Annotated in this window: 22 protein-coding genes; 4 read left to right on the forward strand and 18 right to left on the reverse strand. The window is 55.3% G+C overall.

All coding sequences use genetic code 11. The features are described 5' to 3' along the window. The 14 genes from nuoK to VGM48_RS25475 all read right to left on the reverse strand — a co-directional run bounded on the left by nuoK (nt 1) and on the right by VGM48_RS25475 (nt 12,128). A complete protein-coding gene (gene nuoK / locus VGM48_RS25410) occupies nt 1-330 on the reverse strand; it encodes an NADH-quinone oxidoreductase subunit NuoK (RefSeq protein WP_331583901.1) in 330 nt (109 codons plus the stop codon). 18 nt (nt 331-348) lie between these two features. Further along, a complete protein-coding gene (locus VGM48_RS25415) occupies nt 349-894 on the reverse strand; it encodes an NADH-quinone oxidoreductase subunit J (RefSeq protein WP_331583903.1) in 546 nt (181 codons plus the stop codon). A 1-nt stretch (nt 895) separates the two neighbouring features. Further along, nucleotides 896-1,426 carry an NADH-quinone oxidoreductase subunit NuoI gene (gene nuoI / locus VGM48_RS25420; RefSeq protein WP_331583905.1) on the reverse strand — a complete coding sequence of 177 codons (531 nt, stop codon included), beginning with the start codon at nt 1,424-1,426 and terminating at the stop codon, nt 896-898. A gap of 69 nt (nt 1,427-1,495) precedes the next feature. After that, on the reverse strand, nt 1,496-2,554 hold the full coding sequence (gene nuoH, locus VGM48_RS25425) for an NADH-quinone oxidoreductase subunit NuoH (RefSeq protein WP_331583907.1): 1,059 nt from the start codon (nt 2,552-2,554) through the stop codon (nt 1,496-1,498). A gap of 142 nt (nt 2,555-2,696) precedes the next feature. Then, nucleotides 2,697-3,857, reverse strand: coding sequence for a 2Fe-2S iron-sulfur cluster-binding protein (locus tag VGM48_RS25430; protein WP_331583909.1), 1,161 nt, complete (start codon nt 3,855-3,857; stop codon nt 2,697-2,699). 47 nt (nt 3,858-3,904) lie between these two features. Further along, a complete protein-coding gene (gene nuoF, locus VGM48_RS25435) occupies nt 3,905-5,260 on the reverse strand; it encodes an NADH-quinone oxidoreductase subunit NuoF (RefSeq protein ID WP_331583911.1) in 1,356 nt (451 codons plus the stop codon). 6 nt (nt 5,261-5,266) lie between these two features. Next, on the reverse strand, nt 5,267-5,767 hold the full coding sequence (locus tag VGM48_RS25440) for an NAD(P)H-dependent oxidoreductase subunit E (RefSeq protein WP_331583913.1): 501 nt from the start codon (nt 5,765-5,767) through the stop codon (nt 5,267-5,269). 98 nt (nt 5,768-5,865) lie between these two features. Next, nucleotides 5,866-7,092, reverse strand: a complete 1,227-nt coding sequence (locus tag VGM48_RS25445; RefSeq protein WP_331583915.1) for an NADH-quinone oxidoreductase subunit D — start codon at nt 7,090-7,092, stop codon at nt 5,866-5,868. Nucleotides 7,093-7,162: 70 nt separating this feature from the next. Beyond that, entirely contained in the window at nt 7,163-7,828 is a 666-nt protein-coding gene (locus VGM48_RS25450) for an NADH-quinone oxidoreductase subunit C (protein WP_331583917.1), read from the reverse strand. A gap of 35 nt (nt 7,829-7,863) precedes the next feature. Then, complete coding sequence (locus VGM48_RS25455) at nt 7,864-8,454, reverse strand: NADH-quinone oxidoreductase subunit B (protein WP_331583919.1); 591 nt, start codon at nt 8,452-8,454, stop codon at nt 7,864-7,866. Nucleotides 8,455-8,537: 83 nt separating this feature from the next. Next, nucleotides 8,538-8,939, reverse strand: coding sequence for an NADH-quinone oxidoreductase subunit A (locus VGM48_RS25460; RefSeq protein WP_331583921.1), 402 nt, complete (start codon nt 8,937-8,939; stop codon nt 8,538-8,540). Between the two features lie 125 nt (nt 8,940-9,064). Next, nucleotides 9,065-10,768 (reverse strand): tetratricopeptide repeat protein, encoded by a 1,704-nt coding sequence (locus tag VGM48_RS25465; protein WP_331583923.1) that lies wholly within the window; start codon nt 10,766-10,768, stop codon nt 9,065-9,067. Nucleotides 10,769-10,886: 118 nt separating this feature from the next. Beyond that, the gene (locus VGM48_RS25470; RefSeq protein WP_331583925.1) at nt 10,887-11,804 is read right to left on the reverse strand and encodes a substrate-binding domain-containing protein; all 918 of its coding nucleotides are present in this window, start codon (nt 11,802-11,804) and stop codon (nt 10,887-10,889) included. A 24-nt stretch (nt 11,805-11,828) separates the two neighbouring features. Beyond that, a complete protein-coding gene (locus VGM48_RS25475; protein WP_331583927.1) occupies nt 11,829-12,128 on the reverse strand; it encodes a hypothetical protein in 300 nt (99 codons plus the stop codon). A gap of 258 nt (nt 12,129-12,386) precedes the next feature. On the opposite strand from VGM48_RS25475, the gene VGM48_RS25480 reads away from it, so the two are divergent. The 3 genes from VGM48_RS25480 to VGM48_RS25490 are packed head-to-tail and all read left to right on the forward strand — an operon-like array spanning nt 12,387 to nt 16,110. Continuing rightward, nucleotides 12,387-12,920: a low molecular weight protein-tyrosine-phosphatase gene (locus tag VGM48_RS25480; protein WP_331583929.1), complete on the forward strand. Its 534-nt coding sequence runs from the start codon at nt 12,387-12,389 to the stop codon at nt 12,918-12,920. 11 nt (nt 12,921-12,931) lie between these two features. After that, on the forward strand, nt 12,932-14,449 hold the full coding sequence (locus tag VGM48_RS25485; RefSeq protein WP_331583931.1) for a histidine--tRNA ligase: 1,518 nt from the start codon (nt 12,932-12,934) through the stop codon (nt 14,447-14,449). Nucleotides 14,450-14,451: 2 nt separating this feature from the next. Continuing rightward, nucleotides 14,452-16,110, forward strand: a complete 1,659-nt coding sequence (locus VGM48_RS25490; protein WP_331583933.1) for a hypothetical protein — start codon at nt 14,452-14,454, stop codon at nt 16,108-16,110. A gap of 23 nt (nt 16,111-16,133) precedes the next feature. On the opposite strand, the gene VGM48_RS25495 is transcribed toward VGM48_RS25490, so the two are convergent. The 4 genes from VGM48_RS25495 to VGM48_RS25510 all read right to left on the reverse strand — a co-directional run bounded on the left by VGM48_RS25495 (nt 16,134) and on the right by VGM48_RS25510 (nt 22,237). After that, a complete protein-coding gene (locus VGM48_RS25495) occupies nt 16,134-16,502 on the reverse strand; it encodes a hypothetical protein (RefSeq protein WP_331583935.1) in 369 nt (122 codons plus the stop codon). Between the two features lie 79 nt (nt 16,503-16,581). Continuing rightward, a complete protein-coding gene (locus VGM48_RS25500) occupies nt 16,582-17,226 on the reverse strand; it encodes a Crp/Fnr family transcriptional regulator (protein ID WP_331583937.1) in 645 nt (214 codons plus the stop codon). Nucleotides 17,227-17,236: 10 nt separating this feature from the next. Beyond that, a complete protein-coding gene (locus VGM48_RS25505; RefSeq protein WP_331583939.1) occupies nt 17,237-19,693 on the reverse strand; it encodes an ABC transporter permease in 2,457 nt (818 codons plus the stop codon). Between the two features lie 81 nt (nt 19,694-19,774). Further along, nucleotides 19,775-22,237 (reverse strand): ABC transporter permease, encoded by a 2,463-nt coding sequence (locus VGM48_RS25510; protein WP_331583941.1) that lies wholly within the window; start codon nt 22,235-22,237, stop codon nt 19,775-19,777. 78 nt (nt 22,238-22,315) lie between these two features. On the opposite strand from VGM48_RS25510, the gene VGM48_RS25515 reads away from it, so the two are divergent. Next, the coding region (locus tag VGM48_RS25515; RefSeq protein ID WP_331583943.1) for a cytochrome b/b6 domain-containing protein at nt 22,316-22,986 on the forward strand (671 nt) is incomplete at its 3' end.

A 22,986-nucleotide genomic window follows, 5' to 3' on the forward strand; every position in this document is an offset into this window, starting at 1 on the left:
TTAATGTTTCAACCGGTTAAGGAAATTAACATCCGTGGAATGCGTATTGCGATACATCATCACGATGATCGCCAGCCCCACACTCACCTCAGCCGCCGCTACCACCATGATAAAGAACACAAACAACTGCCCGTCGATCCCCGCATTGGGCGACGTGGCGGCCATCGCATGATAGTGCATCTTCGAGAACGCCACCAACAGCAGGTTCACCGCATTCAGCATCAACTCCACGCACATGAAAATAATGATCGCATTCCGGCGTGTCAGCACACCGGCAACCCCGATGCAAAACAACGCCACAGAAAGAAAAATATAGTAGTTAATTGGCATAGTAAGTTGAATTGGATCCTAGCCTCCATACTTTTGTCCACCCGGGATCGTCGTCCGCTCTTCATCCGTCTTCTTCCCGATCACCACCACCCCAACCATCGCACTCAGGAACAAAACGCTCGAGATCTCAAACGGCACCACATAGTCATGGAACAACACCAGCCCCAGATTACGGATAAGCCCGATATCTCCGCTGCCAAGCTCCGCCACCTGCGCCTTCATATCCGCCCGCTTCAAAGCAGCCACCAGCACCAGCAACAACGCCCCACCCGTCACCACTCCGGCAATCTTCAACCACCGGTTCTTCTGCGGCTCGGTATCCGCATTCAGGTTCATCAGCATGAAAACAAACAGGAAAAGCACCATGATGGCGCCTGCATAGACGATCAGGTTCACGATCGCCAGGAATTGCGCATCAAGCAGGATATAGTGACCCGAGATAGCGACAAACACCACGATCAGCCACAACACACTATGCACGGGATTCTTACTCGTCACCACAAGGATGGCCCCAAGGATGGCCAATATGCTTAAAAACCAGAACAAAACTTGCGTAGTACCCATATTAATGACCTTTAGCCTTAGCGAACTCTTCCGGATTCGTAACGGGATTAGGGATCAGCAACTCCTCCTTCCCATAAATAAAACCTTTCCGCGTATAGTTGGACGGAGCAAACGTCTCCGAGAGATAAATAGCATCCTTCGGGCACGCCTCTTCACAAAGCCCGCAGAAAATGCACCGCAGCATATTGATCTCATACTTCGCCGCGTACTTCTCTTCCCGGTACAGATTCTCCTCACCCGGCAGCCGCTCGGCACCCTCCATCGTGATCGCCTCGGCAGGACACGCCACGGCGCAAAGCCCGCAGGCCGTGCAACGCTCACGCCCTTCCTCATCCCGGTTCAGCACATGCAGCCCGCGAAAAACCGGACTGAACGGCCGCTTCTTCTCCGGGTAGTTCACCGTCGGCTTCTTCTTGAACATATGCCCGAAAGTGATCGACATGCCCTTCGCTATCGCCGGGATATACATCTTCTCCCACAGATTCATCGGCTTTCGCTCCACCGACTTCGCCCGGCTCGTTAATGGTTGCATATTCTGAATTTTTAAAATATCGCCCGGCAACCGGACGGAGTCCGGTTCAGGTTCGCAAAAATATAGTTTTTAACCACGCCACAAAATAATCGCCCCCGTCGCCAGCATATTAAATAAGGCCAGCGGGATCAACACATGCCACCCAAGCTTCATCAGCTGGTCATACCGGAAGCGCGGGATCGTCCATCTCACCCACATAAAGAAGAAGATAAAGATGATGATCTTCGCAAACAGGCTCACCACCTGCAGGATCGCCACCGGATTCTGCCCGATATTATGGATCAGCGACGCATCGTTTACAAACGGGATATCATATCCGCCCCAATACAGCGTCGCCATCACGGCGCTGCTGATAAACATATTCACATACTCGGCAAAAAGATAGAACCCCAGCTTCATCGAGGAATATTCCTGGTGATACCCGAAGTTCAGCTCATTCTCTGCCTCGGAAAGATCGAACGGCGTCCGGTTACACTCCGCAAACGAACAGATCAGAAAGATCAGAAAACCCAGCGGCTGCACCAGCACATAATAATGGCCGATCTGCTGTTGCTCGACGATCGTCTTCAGACTCAGCGACCCGGCGATCATCAACAGCGCGATGATCGAAAGCCCCATCGCCAGCTCATACGAGATGATCTGCGAAGCCCCGCGAATCGCCGCCAGCAGCGAGAACTTATTGTTCGAAGCCCAGCCCCCGATCATGATCCCATAGACCCCCATGCTCACAACCCCAAAAATGTACAGGATGCCAATATTGACATCGGCAATCTGCATCGAAATATCCCGGCCAAACAAATGAAAATGACTGCTCCAGGGCACAACCGCACTCGTCATCATCGCCGTCAGCATCGCCAGCCCAGGCCCGAGGACGAAAAGGAACCGCGACGAGCTCAACGGAATGATCTCCTCCTTCATGAACAACTTCAACCCGTCGGCCAGCGGCTGGAAAATACCCCCCGGACCCGCCCGGTTCGGCCCCCGCCGGTCCTGCATAAACGCCGCCACCTTCCGTTCTCCCCAGGTCTCATACATCGCAACCAGCAGCGACACACTGATGATGATCAGGATCAGCACAGCCTTTTCTAATAACAATACCCAGTCAAAAGCCAATAACGTTAGATGCATCGGTCGATATTTATTGCATTTTCTATTCCAATATACCTCATCCGGTCCGCCCCATTATCTCATCCGGCCATTCCGCCCCATTATATCTGATCCGTCCATTCCGCCCCACTCGCCTTTCTCCCCTATTCCCAACCCGGATTGCCTATTTCTTCTTTTTCTTATCGTCGTTCCAGGGATTCCCCGCCTCGCTGGTCGCATTAACGCCCCTCGCCTCATGCGGCCCAAAATCTGTCGAATGCGAAGGCCCCTGTATCTCGCTCAGATCGATCTCCGGCCTGTTCACCTCGCTGATCGTATGGATATCCATCAACAGCTTCGGCTTCCGCCCATCCAGCACATCGTACAACACCTCCTGCGGCCGCTCGACCCCAACATAGTGCCCCTGCGAAATAACGCTGTGCCGGCTGACCTTCGTCGGTCCGTCGATCGTCCAGTCGCTGGTCTTCTTCTTCTCAAAGCGGCACTCGTTACAGATCCAGTCCGTAACCTCCCCCCACTGATCCTTGCGCGCCGTTACCCGGAACACCTCATCGCCCCGGTACCAAAGGGTCACATGCCCCTTGCAGTTCGCATGACCGCAATCCCGATGTGCATCCACGGGCTTGAGAAACCATACCCGGTTCTTGAACCGGAAGGTCTTATCCGTCAGTGCGCCCACCGGGCATACATCGATGATATTTCCGATAAAATCGTTGTCCAGCGATTGATGGATATAGGTCGCGATCTCCGCATGCTCCCCGCGATCCAGGATCCCATGCACCCGCTTGTTCGTCAGCTGATCCGCCGTGAAAACGCAGCGGTAGCAAAGGATACAGCGCGTCATATGCAACTGGATATATGGACCCAGATCGTGCTTCTCAAAGGTGCGCCGCGCAAACTCATACCGCGTGCCGGGACGGCCGTTCTCATAGCTGAGGTCCTGCAGCTGACACTCCCCGGCCTGGTCACAGATCGGACAGTCCAGCGGGTGGTTGATCAGCAACATCTCGACAACCCCGTTGCGGGCGTCGATCACCTTCTCGCTCGTGATATTCTTCACCACCATCCCATCCATCACGTTCGTCCGGCAGGATGCCACCAGCTTCGGCATCGGCCGCGGATCCGCAGTACTGCCCGCCGCAACCTCCACCAGACAGGTCCGGCATTTCCCGCCGGTACCCTTCAGCTTCGAATAATAACACATCGCCGGTGGCGCCACATCCCCGCCAATCATCCGGGCCGCCTGCAAAATGTTCGTCCCCGGCTCCACTTCCACCGTAATGTTATCGATCGTTACCTTAAACATTTTCTTTTCGTCTGCCATGTTTGTCTTTTTATAACTGACGCTTTTATCTTAAGTGCTCAGCCCCCCTACGCCGGCACCGCTTCCAGCGGGTCGGCATAATGAGCTAATCCATAATTCCTTACCAGGCACTCCTTCGGATTATCCACATGCCACTCAAACTCATCCCGGAAATGCCGGATCGCCGCCGCTATCGGCCAGGCCGCCGCATCCCCAAGCGGACAGATCGTATTCCCCTCGATCTTCCGCTGGATATCCCAAAGCAGGTCGATATCACTCTGCTTCCCCTTACCCGTCTCGATATTCTTCAGGATCTTCTCCATCCATCCCGTCCCTTCCCGGCAAGGCGAACACTGTCCGCAGCTTTCGTGCCGGTAGAACCGCGCCAGCGTCAGCGTATGCTTGACCACACACTGATCCTCGTCCAGCACGATAAACCCGCCCGAACCCATCATCGATCCCTTCGGGAAACCGCCGTCGGAAAGACTCTCATAGTTCATCATCCGCTTCTCACCCTTCACCGTCTTCAGCAACAGGTTAGCGGGCAATATCGGCACCGACGAACCGCCAGGGATACAGGCCTTCAGCCGCTTCCCATTGGCAATCCCGCCGCAATATTCATCGGAATAAATAAACTCTTCCACGGAGATCGTCATATCTATCTCATAAACCCCCGGCTTGTTGATGTTCCCGCATGCCGACAACAGCTTCGTACCCGTCGACTTACCCACGCCGATCTTCGCATATTCTTCCCCGCCGATATTGATGATCGGCACTACGGCCGCCAGCGTCTCCACATTATTCACCACCGTCGGGCAATCCCAAACTCCCCTTACAGCCGGGAAAGGCGGCTTGATCCGCGGGTTACCCCGCTTGCCTTCCAGCGACTCGATCAGCGCCGTCTCTTCACCGCAGATATAAGCCCCGGCGCCCCGGTGAACATAGATCTCGCAGTCGAAGCCCGTTCCCAGGATGTTCTTCCCAAGCCAGCCGTTGGCCTTCGCCTCCGCAATCGCCTGTTCCAGAATATCGGGGATCCACGCATACTCGCCGCGGATATAGATATACGTCGAATGACTGCCAAGCGCATAGGACGAAACCACCAGTCCCTCGATCAGCAAATGCGGCAAAAACTCCATCAGATACCGATCCTTGAACGTCCCCGGTTCCGACTCGTCGGCATTACAAACCAGATAACGTGGCACACCTTCCGGTTTCGCCAGAAAGCTCCACTTCATCCCCGTCGGGAAACCCGCACCGCCACGACCCCGCAAGCCGCTCTTCTTCACCTCTTCCGTCACCTGATCGGGCGTCATGTTCTTCAAGGCCTTCTCGACACTCGCATAGCCTCCCTCCCGCCGATAAACATCGTACCCGCGGATCCCTTCAACCCCGGCCTTCTCTAGTAATAATTTTCTACCCATAATGATTTAATTATTCGTAGCAGCCGTCTTCCGGCATTCTTCAATGATCGCATCCACCTTCTCCGGCGTCAGATTCTCCCGGAAATGCTTGCCCAGCTGCATCATCGGCGCATACCCGCAAGCCCCCAGACACTCCACCGTCTTCAGCGAGAAAAGCCCGTCCGGCGTCGTCTCGCCAACCCCGATCCCCAGCTTCTTCTTGATATAATCGATGATGTCATCGCTGCCCCGCAACATGCAAGGCCCCGTCTGACATACCTCGAACATATACCGGCCCACCGGCTTCAGATTATACATGGAATAAAAGGTAGCCACCTCATACACCTCGATCGGCTCGATCTTCAGGATCGTCGCCACATAATCCATCGTCTCCACACTAAGCCAACCTCCAAACTCCTCCTGCGCAATATGCAGGATCGGCAGGATAGCGCTCTTCTGCTTCCCCTGCGGGTATCGGGCGATAATTTCGTCCACCTTCTTTAGTTTTTCATCCGAGAACTTTACCATATCAATTTTTTATAGTCTCTCCCTCGCATCGACTGCTCCGCAGTCTCCACAGGGCTAATGTCTGCTTCGCTTTGCTCCGCGACCTTCCCTCCGCTCGGTCAGGCGTCCATTTCCCCCGCAATAAGGTTCAACGAACTCATAACAATAATAGCATCGCTCAGCATCGCCCCCTGCGTCAACTCCGAATACGCCTGGTAATAAATAAAGCAGGGCCGGCGGAAATGCAGCCGGTAAGGCGTCCGCCCCCCATCGCTGATCAGATAGTATCCAACCTCTCCATTCCCACCCTCGACCGAACAGTAAACCTCACCCGGCGGGATCTCCGTCTCACCCATTATGATCTTGAAATGCCAGATCAACGCCTCCATCTTCGTATACACATCCTCCTTCGCCGGCAGATAATACTCGGGCACATCCGCGTGATAAACATCCGCCTCGGCGCCCTTCATATCCTGTATCTTCCGGTACGCCTGCTCGATGATCCGCATCGACTGCCACATCTCGCCATTACGCACCAGAAACCGGTCATAGCAATCACCCGTCTTTCCGACAGGGATATCAAACTCAAAATCCTCGTACGAAGAATAGGGTGTATGTACGCGAACGTCATAATCGGCACCCGCCGCACGAAGATTCGGCCCCGTAAAGCCATAGTTCAATGCCCGCTCCGCACTGATCGGACCCGCGCCGATCGTCCGCTCCATAAAAATTCTATTGCGCGTGAACAGGTGCTCAAACTCCTTTAGTACCGCCGGATACTCCGCCATGAAGCGATCCAGTTTCTCCCAGGCGGCCTGCGTAAAATTCCGCTCGAACCCGCCGATCCGGCCCATATTCGTCGTCAGCCGGCTCCCGCACACCTCTTCATAGATCTCATAGATCAGCTCGCGGTACTGCATCACATACAGGAATCCCGTGAAGGCCCCCGAGTCAACCCCTACCACCGAATTACAGATCAGATGGTCGGAGATCCGCGACAGCTCCATGATGATCACCCGCAGATAATCCACCCGCTTCGGCGTCTTCACACCCAGCAGCTTCTCACAGGTGAGATGCCAGCCCATATTGTTTATCGGGGAAGAACAATAGTTCAGCCGGTCCGTCAGCGTCGTTATCTGATAAAGCGGCCGGCGCTCAGCCAGCTTCTCGAACGCCCGGTGGATATACCCCACCGTTTGTTCCGCGGAAACGATCCGCTCTCCATCGAGTTCCAGGATATTTTGGAATACCCCGTGCGTAGCCGGGTGCGTTGGACCCAGGTTCAGCGTAGTCGTTGTCTTCTCGATGCTGCCTTCCGGCAATTTTATGTGTTGCTCGGTGCTCATGTGTTACTTTTTTTTGTCGTCGGCGTCTTATCTCTCTTCATCTTTCGTTGCGACGCTCCGTTCAGCGATATCAATTCTTATCGGCGGTGGTTCCATCCGTTCCCGCCGTAGTATCCGTCTTCCAATCCTGTTTCTGCTGACCCCCACCCGGCGTCCCGCTGGCAGGAACCAGCGGCTCCTCGGCATGCCTCGGAGTCTCAACCGCTCCGCGGTTGGCCGCCGCCGGCAAAGGCCCACGCCCAAACATCGCATCATCCTTATCGATCCTCGTCTGATCCTCCAGCGGAAACTCCTTTCTCATCGGGAAATACTCCATCTCATCAACGTTCAATATCCGCTTCAGATTGGGATGACCCACAAAATTCACCCCGAAAAAATCAAACGTCTCCCGCTCCATCCAATTGGCGGAAGAATACAACTGCGTCGCCGTGTAAACATCGGGCTTCTCGATCGACGTAAACACTTTAAACCGCAACCGGATATTATCGGTAAGATTGTGCAGATGATAAACGACCGCCAGCTCCCTCCCCCGCTGATCGGGGTAATGTACCGCCGTCAGATCGGTGAGAAACTGGAAACGCAACTCCTCGTCATCAAACAGGAATTGCATCACTTTTAAGTTAAGGTCCTTGGGCGCCTCGAAGGTCAGAAAGCCATACGGCTCTTCAAAGTGGGAAAGCTGCTCTCCAAATTTCGTAATAAGCCGATCCTTGATCGTTTCGTTGGTTAATGCCATATATACAAAAAGCCGCCAAAAGGCAGCTACGCTTTTTATTGTATGCCGTAACTCTGTAACAACCCCTTATACTGGTCACCATTGCGGCGACGGATGCTCTCCTGGCCAACAAGGTCCTGAATCCGCATAAAACCGTCAAGGATCGCCTCAGGCCGCGGCGGACAACCCGGAACATAAACGTCAACCGGTACCACCTGGTCGATCCCCTGTAATACAGAATAGGTGTCGAAAATGCCCCCGCTGCTCGCACAGGCACCCACGGCCATCACCCAACGAGGTTCGGCCATCTGCAGATACACCTGCTTCACGATCGGGCCCATCTTCTTCGCAATGGTCCCCATCACCATCAGCAGATCGCACTGCCGGGGAGAAAAACCAAGCCGCTCCGCGCCAAACCGCGCCAGATCATAGTGGCTGGCCATCGTCGCCATGAATTCGATCCCGCAACAGGAAGTTGCAAAAGGCATGGGCCAGAGCGAATTCTTCCGGGCCAACCCCACAACATCACTCAGCTTGGTCGTAAAAAAACCGTCCCCGCCAAAACCCTCAGGCATATTGGCAAGGCTGATGTTATCTTTAACATCGGCCTGAATGGGATGAATATTGAACCTAACCGGACGTGCCATATACTCAAATATTTTAATGTTACCTCATCAATCCGAACTTCGTCAGGGCTGCTCCGCCACGTTCCCTGGCTTCGCTACGCTCACTAGTCTTCCCAGGTCAACGCTCCTTTCTTGATGACATATATAAAGCCTGCAAGAAAAAAGCCAACGAACATCAACACCTCCATAAAGCCATTCCACCCCAACCCCCTGAAATTAACAGCGTAGGGATAGAAAAAGATTACTTCCACGTCAAAAAGTACAAACAGGATAGCTACTAAGAAATATTTGATGGCCATCGGATGACGCGCATTACCGACGGCTTCGATACCACTTTCAAAGTTTTGGAGTTTTTCAGCAGTCTTGCGTTTAGGGCCCAGCAAATGAGTGAGGCCAAGTACCGCACCTACGAAGCCAAGAGCGAATATGAGTTGGACACCGATCGGAAAATAACTGGTAGAATTATTCAGATTTGGGTTAGTGACCTGTAGAAGGGTGATGTCCATATGATAGATTATAGGATTTCACCCGCAAAAATAAGCCAGCATTCCGGATTTCCAAGTAAAAAAGGGGCCGGCGCGACTATTTAATTTCGCGCCGGCCCCTTATAGTCAACTATTTACTGTAGTTTTTACTTCCTCGCAGCTTTCTTCCCGCCCGAAGAAGGTTTAGCCGCTGGCGGTGGCTTCCGGGTCAGTATCTCCTTAAACTTCTTCGGATTGGGATCGGCCGGGTCCACCTCGATCCACATGTCCAGGTAAGTGATCGCCGTTTCCTTGTCCTTCTTCACATTGTTAAAGTAACCGGCCAGCTGGGAATAAGATTCTATAACATATCGTTTATATTTGGTCGAATCCGGGCTGTTAGCGGCCTTCGCAGTCGAATCCAGGCTACGCGCAATCGCCCCCAGTTTCTGATACGCTTCTATCGGCAATCCCTTCGTCCAAAGAGAATCATCCAGCGCCAAAGCGGAGTTCTTACACCACAGGTAACCGAAGATCTCATTCGGATACTTCGACTCATAAAGCCCGCAGAATATGCTGTCTGACGCCTGATAGTTACCCGCAGAATAGTTCGCAAAACCCCAGTTGTAAAGCTCGTTCTGGTTGGGGTCCTTGAGGTACGGATACCCGACGCCCAGCCAGTAAGCATATGCGCCCTTATTTCCCGATTGCTTGGCGAAGTCCTGCGCCTCCTTGATAACATCCAACTTGTTCTGCAGTATCGTATCCATATTGATCGCCTTCATATACGCAGCGATGGCCGCGACACTGTCGGAATGGAATTTCGTCAGCACCTTCCCTTGAAAAGCATAGTCCCTGCCTGTAAGCGCATCCGGTTTCTGCTTCTGGAAATATTGATTCAGATACTCCCGCGCATTCACACTGTCATTCTTCCCATCATAGGAGTAGGCAAGCAACAGATAATACTTCGGATAAACCTTATCCCCCTGGGCCTGGATCGCTGCCTTGGAAGCCGCAATGGCTTCATCGTATTTCTTACCGACATACAACAGCGTGGTCTGATCGTACTTCAACTCAGGGGTCTCATCGGTCACCGCAACATATTTATTCAGGAAATCCGTCGTCTTATCGACATCACCATGCTCGAAATAGTGCACATACAAAGCATAATAAGCCGGCGCATAGTTCGGGTCCATTTGGACGGCATCGTTATAAGCCGGCAGATAGAACTCAGTGTTCTTCTGGGTCTCATAGATCTTCCCGATCTTATACTTCGCCTCCGCCAGCTTAGGGTCAAGCGTCAGCGCCTTCTGATAGGACTGCACCGCATTACCCCCGTCGATCAGCTTCCGGTAGGCATCCCCCATCAACAAATAAGTATCCGCATTATTGAAATTCTTCGTCTGGGTGGCCTGCGTCAGCTTTTCGATGGCATATTGCGCATCCCCGTTGCGGGCATCGATATTATTGTCGGCAACGGCATTCAGGACATTGACATCCTTGCCCTTGGTGAGGCTGATCGCCGTCTCGAAGCGCTGCTTCGCATCGGGGGTCTTCCCCATCCGCAACTCCACACCCCCCATTCCGGCCAGCAACATCGGCGCATTGCCGTTCGTCTGCAGTGCCTTGGAATACAGGTCGCCGGCGGCAACAGAGTCATGCTGCGCCAAAAGGGTCTGTCCTTTCCAGTAAATCGCGTCTATATTGTTGGGATTGCCTGCCAGTATCTTGTCAAACACATCGTTAGCGCTCTTGAAACGCTGATAATAGAGGAATTTCTTCCCCTGTTCCACCGTCTGAGCCAATGCTATATTGCAGAGACCTGCAACACTTGCCACCAGTAGTAAGCCGATTCGCATCTTGTTCTTCATTACGTAGTCTTGTTTAGAAGTGTGTAAATTTATATAAATCTGGTTTAAATTTTTGTGAAAAAACAATCTCCCTTTTTCCGTAGTGGCTTCTTCCCTGTCGATTAATGTGACAATGCCCCTATTTACTAAGCTGCACGTCCCGAAGCTCGAAATGCATTCCCGCCGGCCACAAATAAGCTTTACTGAAGATCAGCTGTCCGCGTTCATACTGCAGAAAATTGACGAAGTTGTTCCCCACTCCGCTAAAATTCTCTTTCAGGATATAATACAAACTTCGAACCAGTGGGTACCGTTGCAGTGCAATATTTGCCTGATAGGGTCTGACATAAGTTGCCCCGAGGCAGTTCTTACACCGGATAGCCGCTACGATCACATTTTTATTAAAGCTCGTATCACCCGGATCATTCCGGTCCGCGATCCAGCCCGCACCGATAAAACCCACGGCGCGGGGATTATTCGCCACATAATTCACCACCCCCTCACTGCTCCGGGCCGCGGTCACCGTCTTCCCAAGCGGCTTCCCGCCAAGGATCGAATCCATCGCATAACGCACCGTGCTGGTCGCCGACACCCCATCCATCACCGGCAAATGCTTCGTATCGGCTCCGCTCAGCATATCCTTCAGGTCCTGCATCTCGAAAACAGAATCTTTGGATGCCTTGTTAACGATCACCGCGATCGCATCAAAGGCCAGCACCCCAAAAGTGGGCCGCAGATGGAAAGAGTCATTGTAGAAATTTCCCTCCTCCGGCGTCAGCCCGCGCGTCACCAGCACCATCCGCGTGCTGTCCGTGGTCAGGTCGCGCAGACACTGCGCCTCCGACCGGTAATCTGCAATAATATGAACGTTGGGGAACGAGGACTCAAAAACCTTTATCTGGGAATCGATCACCGGCCGGAACGACTCGTCCACACTGATATGGATCGTCCCATTCGTCGGCGTCTCCTGCGCCGTCTTGGGCGCCTTGCTGGCGCAGCCGCCCAGAAGAGTGCAAACAACAAAGCCTGTCAGAATGCCTTTACCAATACCGATCATATCATTACCGGAAATACCCGTCCATTAGTTGTTATAGTAATTTTTCTGCCTCCCGCGGTAAACCCGAAATCCTCCATATAGCAGGAATAATCCCCCCATGGCATACCGGAGCGGATCATCAAGATTGACCGACACCCCAAGCTTTGGCGCCAACAGGATAACCAGCCCGAGACAAAAGATGATCACCCCCATGCCGTAATCCAGGATCGCACGCCTAAGCTCATACGACTTCTTCCGGCTCTTCTCCACAAAAGGCCTCGGCGCCCCATTCGTTTCATCATGTTCCGGACCCCCTTTCGGCACTCCCGGATACTCGTTTGCCATTTTTTACTAATTTATTGTGGTTCCGCCCGCCTGGCGTCCCCAGGGCGGGCAAATTAAGCAAATAACCTTAAAAACATCCACCTATAGCATTAAATTAGATGCCGCAACAACCCCGATTCCATAAATCCCACCCTGTCTCCAGACGCCATTTTTCCATGATCCCATATCCGCCCCAGGTCCCGTTCTTCCATGATCCGCCCACCTGTCTTCCTCCGTTCCGGCCGCCTGCCATTCCCTTTTTGCCGTACCTTTGCGCCCATGGAAACAGCGCCCAACACCTCCGGGACAAAACCGGCTCAACCCGCCTCCTTCCTGATGGTCTGCCTCGGCAACATCTGCCGCAGCCCGCTGGCGGAAGGCATCCTGCAGGAAAAAGCCCGGGCGGCAGGCCTCGACTGGACCATCGACAGCGCAGGCACCAACGGCTATCACATCGGCGAAGCCCCGCACCACCTCGCCCAAAAAGTGGCCCGCCATAACGGCATCGACATCACCCAACAACGCGCACGCCGTTTTACCGCCGCTGACCTTCAACGATTTGACAAAATCTATGCCATGGCCAGCGATGTCGTCGATGAAATGCGCCGCATCGCCGGCCGCCAGTTCGACCCGTCCAGGGTTGAACTGCTGATGAACGAATTACACCCCGGCAAAGACGAAGACGTCCCCGACCCCTGGTACGGCCCCGAACCCGGCTATCATGAAGTATATAAAATGATCGATGCCGCCGCCGACCACATCATCGCCAAATATGGCCACCTTACCCCCCAGCCAGCCCGGCCGGCCCAATAACCAAAAGCAAAATGAGCAAGAATAAACCCAGTCTCCCGCAAGGCACCCGCGACTTCGATCCCGCCACCGTTCGCAAACGGCGGTATATCTTCGATACCATCCGCACCGTCTTCGAACTCTATGGCTACCAGCCCCTCGAAACTCCCGCCATGGAAAATCTCGACACTCTCATGGGCAAATACGGGGAGGAAGGTGATAAGCTAATTTTCAAGATCCTAAACAATGGCCTGAGTGACCCTAAAAACGTCGAAAAAGCCAGGTCGGCCTTCGAAAAGGTCCTCGCGGGAAAGAACGACAGTAATCTGACCGAACGGGCCCTTCGCTATGATCTGACGATCCCCTTTGCCCGGTATGTAGCCATGAACCACGGCACCCTGACCTTTCCCTTCCGCCGCTACCAGATGCAGCCCGTATGGCGCGCCGACCGTCCCCAGAAAGGCCGCTACCGTGAATTCTACCAATGCGACGCCGACGTCGTCGGCAGCTACTCCCTGCTCAACGAGGTCGAACTGGCCTCCATCTACGCCACCGCCTTCCAGAAGCTGGGCATCCCCGTCGAGATCCGCATCAACAACCGCAAGATCCTCGCCGCCCTCGCGGAGATCTGCGGCGGCGCCGGCAAAATGGTCGACATCACCGTCGCCATCGACAAACTCGATAAGATCGGCCTCGAAAAAGTAAAGGCCGAACTCCTCGAACGCGCGCTCACCCCCGACCAGGTAGCCATCATCGAAAAATACCTCGCCCTCACCGGCTCCAACGAAGAAAAACTCACCGCCCTCAAAACCCTCTTTTCGCCGCCCGCCACCGGAGGACCCGGCATCAACGAAACGGGCACAACCGGCATCAACGAAACGGGCACAAGCGGCATAAACGAAACGGGCGCAAAAGGCATCGCCGAGCTGGAATACATCCTGGCCTACACTACCAACGCGTCAGCAAACCCGGCCGCCAATGTCTCCGCAAACCCGGCAACCGACACCTCCGCAAACCCGGCAACCGACGCCTCCTACCCCGGCGCGCCCTCGCTGATCGTCGACCTCACCCTGGCCCGCGGGCTTAATTATTATACCGGCACCATCTTCGAGGTCAAAGCCACCGGCGTCCAGATGGGCAGCATCGGCGGCGGCGGCCGCTACGACGACCTCACCGGCACCTTCGGCGTCCCCGGCATCCCCGGCGTCGGCGTCAGCTTCGGGGTCGACCGCATCTATGATGTCATGGACGAACTAACCCTCTTCCCCACGGCGATCGACGCCAGCATCGAATACCTCTTCTTCAACCTCGGGGAAGCAGAAGCAAAAGCCGCCTTCGGCCTCATGCAACAGCTCCGGTCGAAGGGACATTCCGCCGAACTCTATCACGAAACCGCAAAGTTTGACAAACAATTCAAATACGCAGATAAGAAAGGCGCTCACTACGTCGTTATCCTCGGCAGCGAAGAGCTCGCCGGCCGCACCGTAAAAAGAAAGGATCTGTCCACCGGCCAGCAGGAAACGCTCAGCTTTGAACAACTCGTAAACACTTAACCATGAAATTTCACCCCAGGACCCTCCTGACCGTTTTGACCGCCACCACATTCCTTTGTTCCACCGCAATGCTTTCTTATGGTCAGACGCCGGCAGGCAATCCCCTCTATCGCCACATCCCAGCCGATGCGGACAAGATCTACCACATCAACTATTCCGCTATCAGCAGTAAGCTGGACTGGCACGCGCTCATGTCCATGGCGCCCCAAAAGGGCGAGAATGCCAAATGGCTCACCTACGTCACCAACCCCTCCGCGCTCGGCCTCGACCCCCGCCAGGGTTTTATGATCACGCAAAGCAATGTGATGGCAGTGGACAGCCCCCGTTATACCACGATCCTGATCCCGCTCAGCGATTCGGGAAAATTTATTCAGGCGATAAAACAACAGCGAAAAGGCAAATTCATCATCCTCCCCGGAAAGATCCGTGCCGCAAAGGACAGCACGGACAAGGCCTATGCCTGGGACGATAAATTGCTGGTTTGCGTCATCGTAAAACCGTGGCCGGCTGTCCATCCGACCCAGGGCGGCATCCAAACCAACTCCCAGATCGCCCTCCGCAACTCGCGGAGCGCCCTCCGCAAATGCCTGGCGGCGCTGAAAGGCTCCGACACCAATCCCTTCCTTACCAACCCGGACTTTGTAAAAGGCTTTGGCGACGACGCAGACGTGCATTCCTGGAGCCGCTTCGGCTCGGGTCTCGGCATGATGGCCGATGCCATGCGGATGAGTAAGGCGCCGGTAGACAAGAGCTTCTTACAGGTGGCCGAACAGATAAAACGTAGCCGCTCGCACACCCTCGGCACCTTCCGTTTCGACAATGGCCTCATCAGCTTCCGCAGCCACGTCTTCTACGATCAGGCCATAAACCTCGATCCGGGCAGCCATCCCCTGAACACCGGGCTTATCGACCGGCTTCCCCAGGGTAATCTCCTCGGACTGGCCTCCATCCACATCGACCCCTCCGCATGGCTGAACCTCATCCAATTACAGGCCGGTGGAAAGGCCACCCATTTCCTGGATTCCATGCTCGCAAAAAAGGATCTGACGATAAAAGATATTCTATCGGCGTTTAAAGGAGATCTCCTCCTCGCCGTCATCGACAGCGGCAAGACCACCCCCGCAACGGATAGCACACCCGCCCGGCCCGGAAAACCGAATGTCTATGTGGTGGTTACGATCAGTGACGCCAACGCCTTCAACAAGCTGAACGACGTCCTGCACCTCACCCGCGACGCCGCGGCCCCGGTTGCGGCCGACACCGCCACCGCCTCAAAAAAATCCAAAAAATGGCATCCGGCCCATACCCTCCGGGATAATATCCTCGTGCTGGGCCCCAGCCAGCAGGCGACCGATGACTATTTCAACAAGACCGGCCGCGGCCCAAGCCGGCTGGTTACCGATGATATCCGTTCGGCCCCTGTGGCGCTGGCCGTCGACATGAAGGCCCTCGGCGAATTCCTGCAACCCATGTTCGTCGGCAACTCGCCAAAGGACAAACAGATGCAGACGCTGCTCGGCACTTTCGACCGCATCGTCTTTACGACGGCACGCATTCATGGCAGGGAAATGGAGTCGGCATTTGAGATCAGGATGACCGACTCGCAGCAGAACAGCCTGACCACCCTCACCAAGCTGATCCAGTCGATGAGCGGGAAGTAGGCGCGCCCACCAGATGCCACCCCTTAATGGACATTCGCTGTCGCGGCGGGGATCTCATCCAGGTTATAATATACCGGCAGCCCGCGCTCCCGGGCGATGCGCACATCCTGGTCCGCACCCTTGGACGCGCCTTCGATCCGGTATACCGCATCGCATTTCTCCAGCAGGCTGTGCGCCACCGGGTATTGGATGGCCTCCCAGACCGCATCTCCGGGGAACTGCGATCCCGCCACCCGCATCAACGGCAGGGCCGCCCATTCGCCGATCATCGGCAGATGCCCCAACCGGAACACCTGGAGCGCAGCCGCCTCCAGCCGCGAAAGGTTCGCCTGCATCAGCACCGGATCGTCATCGGTGCCGCTACGATAGGGCCCCGCAATAAGTATAAGCATACAAAAAGATATTTGCGCAAAGAACGCGCGGAAGGAAATAAAAAAACTTAAACTATCTTAAGAAGGCTCCCCCGGCGGGTCAGCTTCGCCCATCCCGCCGCCCACCCTTCCCAATGATCGCACTCAAAAACTCCGGCGTGATCCCGAGATAGGACGCGATCTGCTTCTGGGTCAGCTGACGTGCGATAACGGGATACTTTGCCACAAAACTCGCATAGCGTTGTTCCGCTGACAGGGACAGGTTGTCTATCGCCCGCAGCTGCTCCCGCGTATAGGCGTTCTGCATCAACACCCGGAACCACCGTTCGAAGGTCGGCCAGCGGTCCAGCAGTTGATCAAGCTGGGTCTTGCTGATCTGGAAGATCTCACTCTCCTCCAACGCCTCGATATACATCATCGCCTTACGCCCGTTCAAAAAACAAAACATATCCGTCACCCACCAATCCGCCGGCGCAAACATAATCGTCGCCTCCTTGCCCTTCTTATCCATACAATAGGCCCTCAACGCCCCCGAGTGGACATAATAAAAGTTGCGGCAGGCCTGCCCTTCCCGTAGCAACAAGGCCTTCCGCGGCAACCGCCGGAATTTCAACAGGGAAATAAAATGCTCCATCGCCGCTTCGTCAATCGCCGCATGCCGGCCCACATTTTTCAATATAGCATCATAGTCGATCATTCTCATCGCAAACTCATCCGCCCGCGGCTCATTCGCTCCGCAGCTCATCCGCCGCAGATCATTCGCTCCGCAACGCCTCCACCGGATTGGCCCTCGCCGCGCGCAACACCTGCACACTCACCGTGGCCAGCGCGATCACCACCGCCGTCAACCCCACCACCGCAAACATCCACCACCGGATCTCGATCCGGTACGCAAAATCTTCCAGCCACTTGTTCATCAGCCACCACCCCAGCGGAACGGCGATGACGATCGATAGCGCCACCATCGACAGGAATCCGGCGGCGAGCAGGGTCACGAGTTGGCGCACATTTGCCCCCAACACCTTGCGGATCCCGATCTCCCGGGTCCGGTTGACCGCGGCGATCGCACTGAGTCCAAACAACCCCATACACGCGATCACGATCGCGAAGAAGCTCGCCCCCTTCATCGCCCGCTGCCACCGCATATCCGCCTCGTACATCTGTGCCAGCGACGCATCCAGGAAACTATAAGAAAAGGGATAGTTGTTGGTCATCTTCTTCCACTCCGCCTCGAAGGCCCTGATCGTCGCCGGCATCTTACCCGCCCTCACCTTGAAGAAAAAATGCCCCAGCCACCGGGTACCAAGCCGGTGTTCCTCGGGTTCTATCTTCCTGGTCACGCTCTCGAAATTGTAATCCTTCACCACGCCGATGATCGTCCCCCGGATATCTTTATTATACACCCCCACCTTCGCCTCCTTTCCGAGCATGTTGAACAAGGTCTCGTTGACGACAACGGCCGGCGCCTTCTTTGCCGTATCATCCGAAAAATCCCGCGAGAACGCCCTGCCCTGGACCAGTTTCAGCTTCAGCAGCTGGAAGAAGTCATAGTCCACCAACAACTCCTTGCGCCATTCCTGCTTCCCGTTCAGTTTAAATCCATTGGTATTGTAGCCGCCCGTCAGGTCGCCGCCCATCGCACTAAAGCCCAGCACATCCGGGTGATTGCGGGCAAAAGCATAGAGCCCGTCCCTCGTCTGGGCGGTAAAATGCCGGTCCCACGAAGGGTTGTCAATGATCAGGACCTGGTCCTTGTCAAAACCCAGGTCCTTATTCATCACAAAGGCCATCTGCCGGTCGATCACAAACGCCGCTGTCATCAACACCACACAACACGTAAACTGCACGACCACCAATATTCGGGAAAAGCGCGGGTTGATCCGCACGCTGCTAAAACTTTTCATGATCGACACCGGCTTCAACCGGGAGATCAGCAGGGCCGGGTAATACCCCGCCAGGATCCCAAGGAGAAACGCAAGCACCAGCGCTGCACCGAGCATCTCTTTCCAGGAAAGAACGCCAAAACTCACCCCACTCCCGAGCGTGCTGCGCAGCAAAGGCAATCCCATCCACGACAGCAACAATCCCACCCCGACGGCAATACCCGCGATGAGTTGGGTTTCCACCCAGGACTGCAGGACGATCGATCGCCGCCCCGCGCCCATCACTTTCCGCACGCCCACTTCCTGGCTCCGGCCCGCCGCATTGGACACGGTTATCAACACATAGTTCAAGGAAGCCAGCAGCAGGATCACTGCCACGACGCAAAGCAGTTGGTAGATGGCCCGGGCATTGGTATAGTGACCCCAGGGAGCCGACACGTTATAATGGCAGTCTGCAAACGGCCGCAGGTTCCAGTGGTAAGCATCCCGCACCGAAGCCGGGTAGCTCTTGTACCAGCCCGTATCCATATACGGTTTGATATAGGTGCCCACCCAGGTGTTCATCTTTTTTTCAAAAACCTGCCCGTCGGTCCCCGGCCGCAATTCCACCACCAGCTGATAGGCCATTTGATTGAAGCCCTGGCGGACATGCTCGGCATAGTCCGGATCGCCTTTGATCGGAAAAACAAGCCCAACGGAAATGCTGGAATTGGCGGGCGCATCCTTCGCGATCCCGCTGACCCGGTAAAGGCGGGAGCTGTCGTTGACGAGGCTGATCGTCTGGCCGATGGGTTCCTTGTCCCCGAAATATTTCTTTGCCACGGTCTCCGACAATACGACGTTCTGCGGCGAGGACAGGACCGTCCGGGCATCTCCCTTTATCAGCGGAAAAGAGAATACCTGAAAAAAATTATCATCGGCCCGCACCACATGCGTTTCCTTATATACCGAGCCGGCAGCTTTGACGAGTTCGTCGTCCTGGGTTCGGAGGCGGTTGATCGCCGATACTTCGGGGAAATTGTGCTGCAGATCGGGGCCCGCGATGATGGGGAAAGCAAGGTTATTGTCGACATCGGCATCTCCCAACAGGCTCCCCCAAAATCCCTTTGCCGGTTTTTTATCCATGTCAGGGAAGAGTTGGCTCATCTCACACCGGTACAAACGATCCTTATTGCTATGGAAGGCGTCGAAGCCCTGTTCCCAGCGGATATGATAGAACAGGAGCAGACAAAAGGCGACAGACACGGAAAGACCGGCCAGATTGATGATGCTGAATACCCGGTTACGCAGCAGGTTACGCCACGCCGTCTTCAGATAGCTCTTTATCATAAACAGTTGTTTTTTTCATGCACTCTCGCCGGGCCGTTGGCTCTGCCTATTCACTGCGCAACGCCAAAGCCGCCAATCCACCTATTCACTGCGCAATGCCTCCACCGGGTTCGCCCTCGCCGCCCGCAACACCTGGAAACTCACGGTCGCCAACGCGATCACAAGGGCCGCCAATCCCACCACCGCAAACATCCACCACTGGATCGTGATCCGGTACGCGAAGTCTTCCAGCCAGTTATTCATCAACCACCAGCCCAGCGGTACCGCGATGAGGATCGACAACCCCACCATCGAGACAAAGCCCGAGGCGAGCATTCCCACGAGTTCGCGCACGCTGGCGCCCAGTACCTTCCGGATGCCGATCTCCCTGACCCGGTTGGCGGCCGCGATCGCGCTAAGCCCAAAGAGACCCATACACGCGATGACGATCGCAAAAAAGCTGGCTGCGCCCATCGCCTGCTGCGAGCGGACATCGGCCTCATACCGCTTTGCCAACGACGCATCGAGAAAATCGTAATCCAACGGGTAATTGTTGGTCAGGCTCTTCCATTCCGATTCAAAAGCATGGATCGTCGCAGCCACCTGCCCGCCGCGGACCTTGAACAGGATATCGCTGGGCGCCCGGTTGTTCATCAGCCGGTGCTGTTCGGGAGTTATCTTCTGGGTAAGGCTTTCGAAGTTGTAGTCCTTTACGATGCCGATGATCGTCGCCCGGAGTTCGGGGATATAGACGCCCATTTTTGCCTTGTTTCCTAACAGCCGCATCATCGCCTCGTTGACCACACAGGGTCTGTTAACGACGGCGGTATCGGTAGGGTAGGCAGTCGAGAAGGTTCGTCCTTGGAGGGTTTTTACTTTCAGGAGTTCGAAATAATTGTAATCCACCCACATCATATTGTACCACTCCTGCTTGCCGTCGAGGACGATGCCGTTGAGATTATGCGATCCCGTGGGGCCGCCGTCCATCGAGGTCGACGCCAGGATCTCCGGCCGGGTCCGGGCAAAAGCATACAACCGGTCCCTGGTCTTTCGGCTCATATCCGCATTCAGGGTGGTCGTATGGATGATGAGCACCTGGTCCTTGTCAAAACCCAGGTCCTTGTTCATGACAAAAGAAAGCTGGCGGTCGATGACAAACGCCGCTGTCATCAACACCACGCAACAGGTAAACTGGATAACGACCAGGGCCCGCGAGAACCGCGGGTTGATCCGCACGCTGCTAAAGCTCTTCATGACCGACAACGGCTTGAGCCGGGAGATCAGCAGGGCCGGGTAATACCCCGCAACGAGGCCCAGCCCCAAGGCGAGGACCACCGCCGCGGCGACCACTTCCGTCATCGAAAGGGTGCTAAAGCTCGCTCCACTGCCGAGAACGCTTTTCAACAGGGGCATCCCTAACCAGGAGAGCAACAACCCAAAGCCCACCGCGACACCCACGGTCACCTGGGTCTCCAGCCAGGATTGCAGGACGATGGACCGCCGGGCCGCCCCCATCACCTTTCTCACGCCCACTTCCTGACTGCGGGCCGCGGCGTTGGACACCGTGATCAGCACGTAATTCAGGGAGGCCAGCAGCAGGATCACACCCACGATGCAAAACAGTTGGTAGATGGCTTTCTGGTTGGTATAATGTCCCCAGATGGTGGAAGGATTGTAATGGCAATCGGCGAGGGGCCGGAGATGCCAGTGGAAATTGTCGATCAGGGTTGCCGCAACGCCGTTCTGCCGATAGAAATCGAGTGCGGGCTTCATATAGTTCTTCACCCAGGTATTCATCTTTCCCTCGAAGGCGCCTGCGTCGGTGCCCGGTTTCAGCTGAACGACCAACTGGTACATCGCGTTGTCAAATCCTGCCTTGACGCGTTCGGGATAGTCGGGATCGCTTTCTATTTGCATGACCACGCCAAACTGAATACTCGAATTGGCCGGCACGTCGCGGGCGATCCCCGTCACGCGAAAGAGTTGCGTGCTGTCGCCTGCCAGACTGATCGTTTGACCCAGGGGCTCCCGGTCTCCAAAGTATTTTTTGGCCACCGATGCCGTCAGTACGACATTCCGGGGCGAGGACAGCACGGTCCGCGGGTCGCCCTTCAACAGCGGGAAGGAGAAGACCTCGAAGAAATTGGCGTCCGCCACGGCCACCTCCGTTTGCCGGTAGACGGCATCGCCCGCCCGGATCAGCTTCTCTTCGCCCTGTGCAAGCCGGGTCACCGCCGCCACTTCCGGGAAATTCCGCTGGAGGTCCGGGCCGCAGATGATCGGAAAGCCCAGTTGCATCTTTTGATCATCCCCGGGTAGGAACCGCGCAAAAAAACCCGTTGCCGCCTTCTCTCTTCCGGCGTTGCTGCCGGTCTGGCTCATCTCGGCGCGGAACAACCGCTGTTTATTGATATGAAAAGTATCGAAAGACTGCTCCCACCGGATATGGTAGAACAGCAACAGGCAAAACGCGACAGAGACGGAAAGGCCAAATAGGTTGATGATGCTGGCTGTGCGGTTGCGCAGGAGGCTGCGCCAGGCGATGATAAGGTAGTTTCTCAGCATAAGACAGCGGTTAATTGTGATACTTCTGTGATATTGTAATATAGGTAAAATCCTGCTTAATACTGTACTTTTGCCTCAGTGAAAAAGCTGGTTCCCAAACACCCCCTGGCCATCCGCTGGATGCACTGGATCAACTTCCCGGTCCTGTTCGCCATGATCTGGTCCGGCCTGCTCATCTACTGGGCAAATGATGTCTACAAGGTAAGGGTGGGGCATGATATCCTTTACTCCTTCTTCCCCAACGGCTTCTATAAGAATTTGAACATATCCCGCCGGCTGGCCGAGGGCATGGCCTTCCACTTTTTCTTTATGTGGATCTTCTTCATTAACGGGCTGGTATATGTGCTGTACACCCTTTTCTCGGGGCAGTGGCGGCTTCTCGTTCCCAACAGGCATTCGTTCAAAGAGGCCTGGCTGGTGCTGCTCCACGATCTCCATCTGCGCAAGACGGCCCCGCCGCAGGTCAAGTACAATGGGGCGCAACGGATTGCCTATACCGGGATCATCGTCATGGGGTTGGGGTCGGTGCTGACGGGGCTGGCTATTTATAAACCCGTCCAGTTAGGGTGGCTCGCGGCCTGTTTCGGCGGTTATGCGACGGCCCGCATCATCCATTTTATCCTCACCGGGCTCTATTGCGTCTTCTTCGTGGTCCATGTCGTCCAGGTCGTCCTCGCCGGCTGGAACAACTTCCGCGCCATGGTCACCGGCTGGGAGACCGCCGCTGCGCCCGCACCTACCGCGTCCGC

The organism is Puia sp., from assembly GCF_036500295.1.
Classification (GTDB): Bacteria; Bacteroidota; Bacteroidia; order Chitinophagales; family Chitinophagaceae; genus Puia.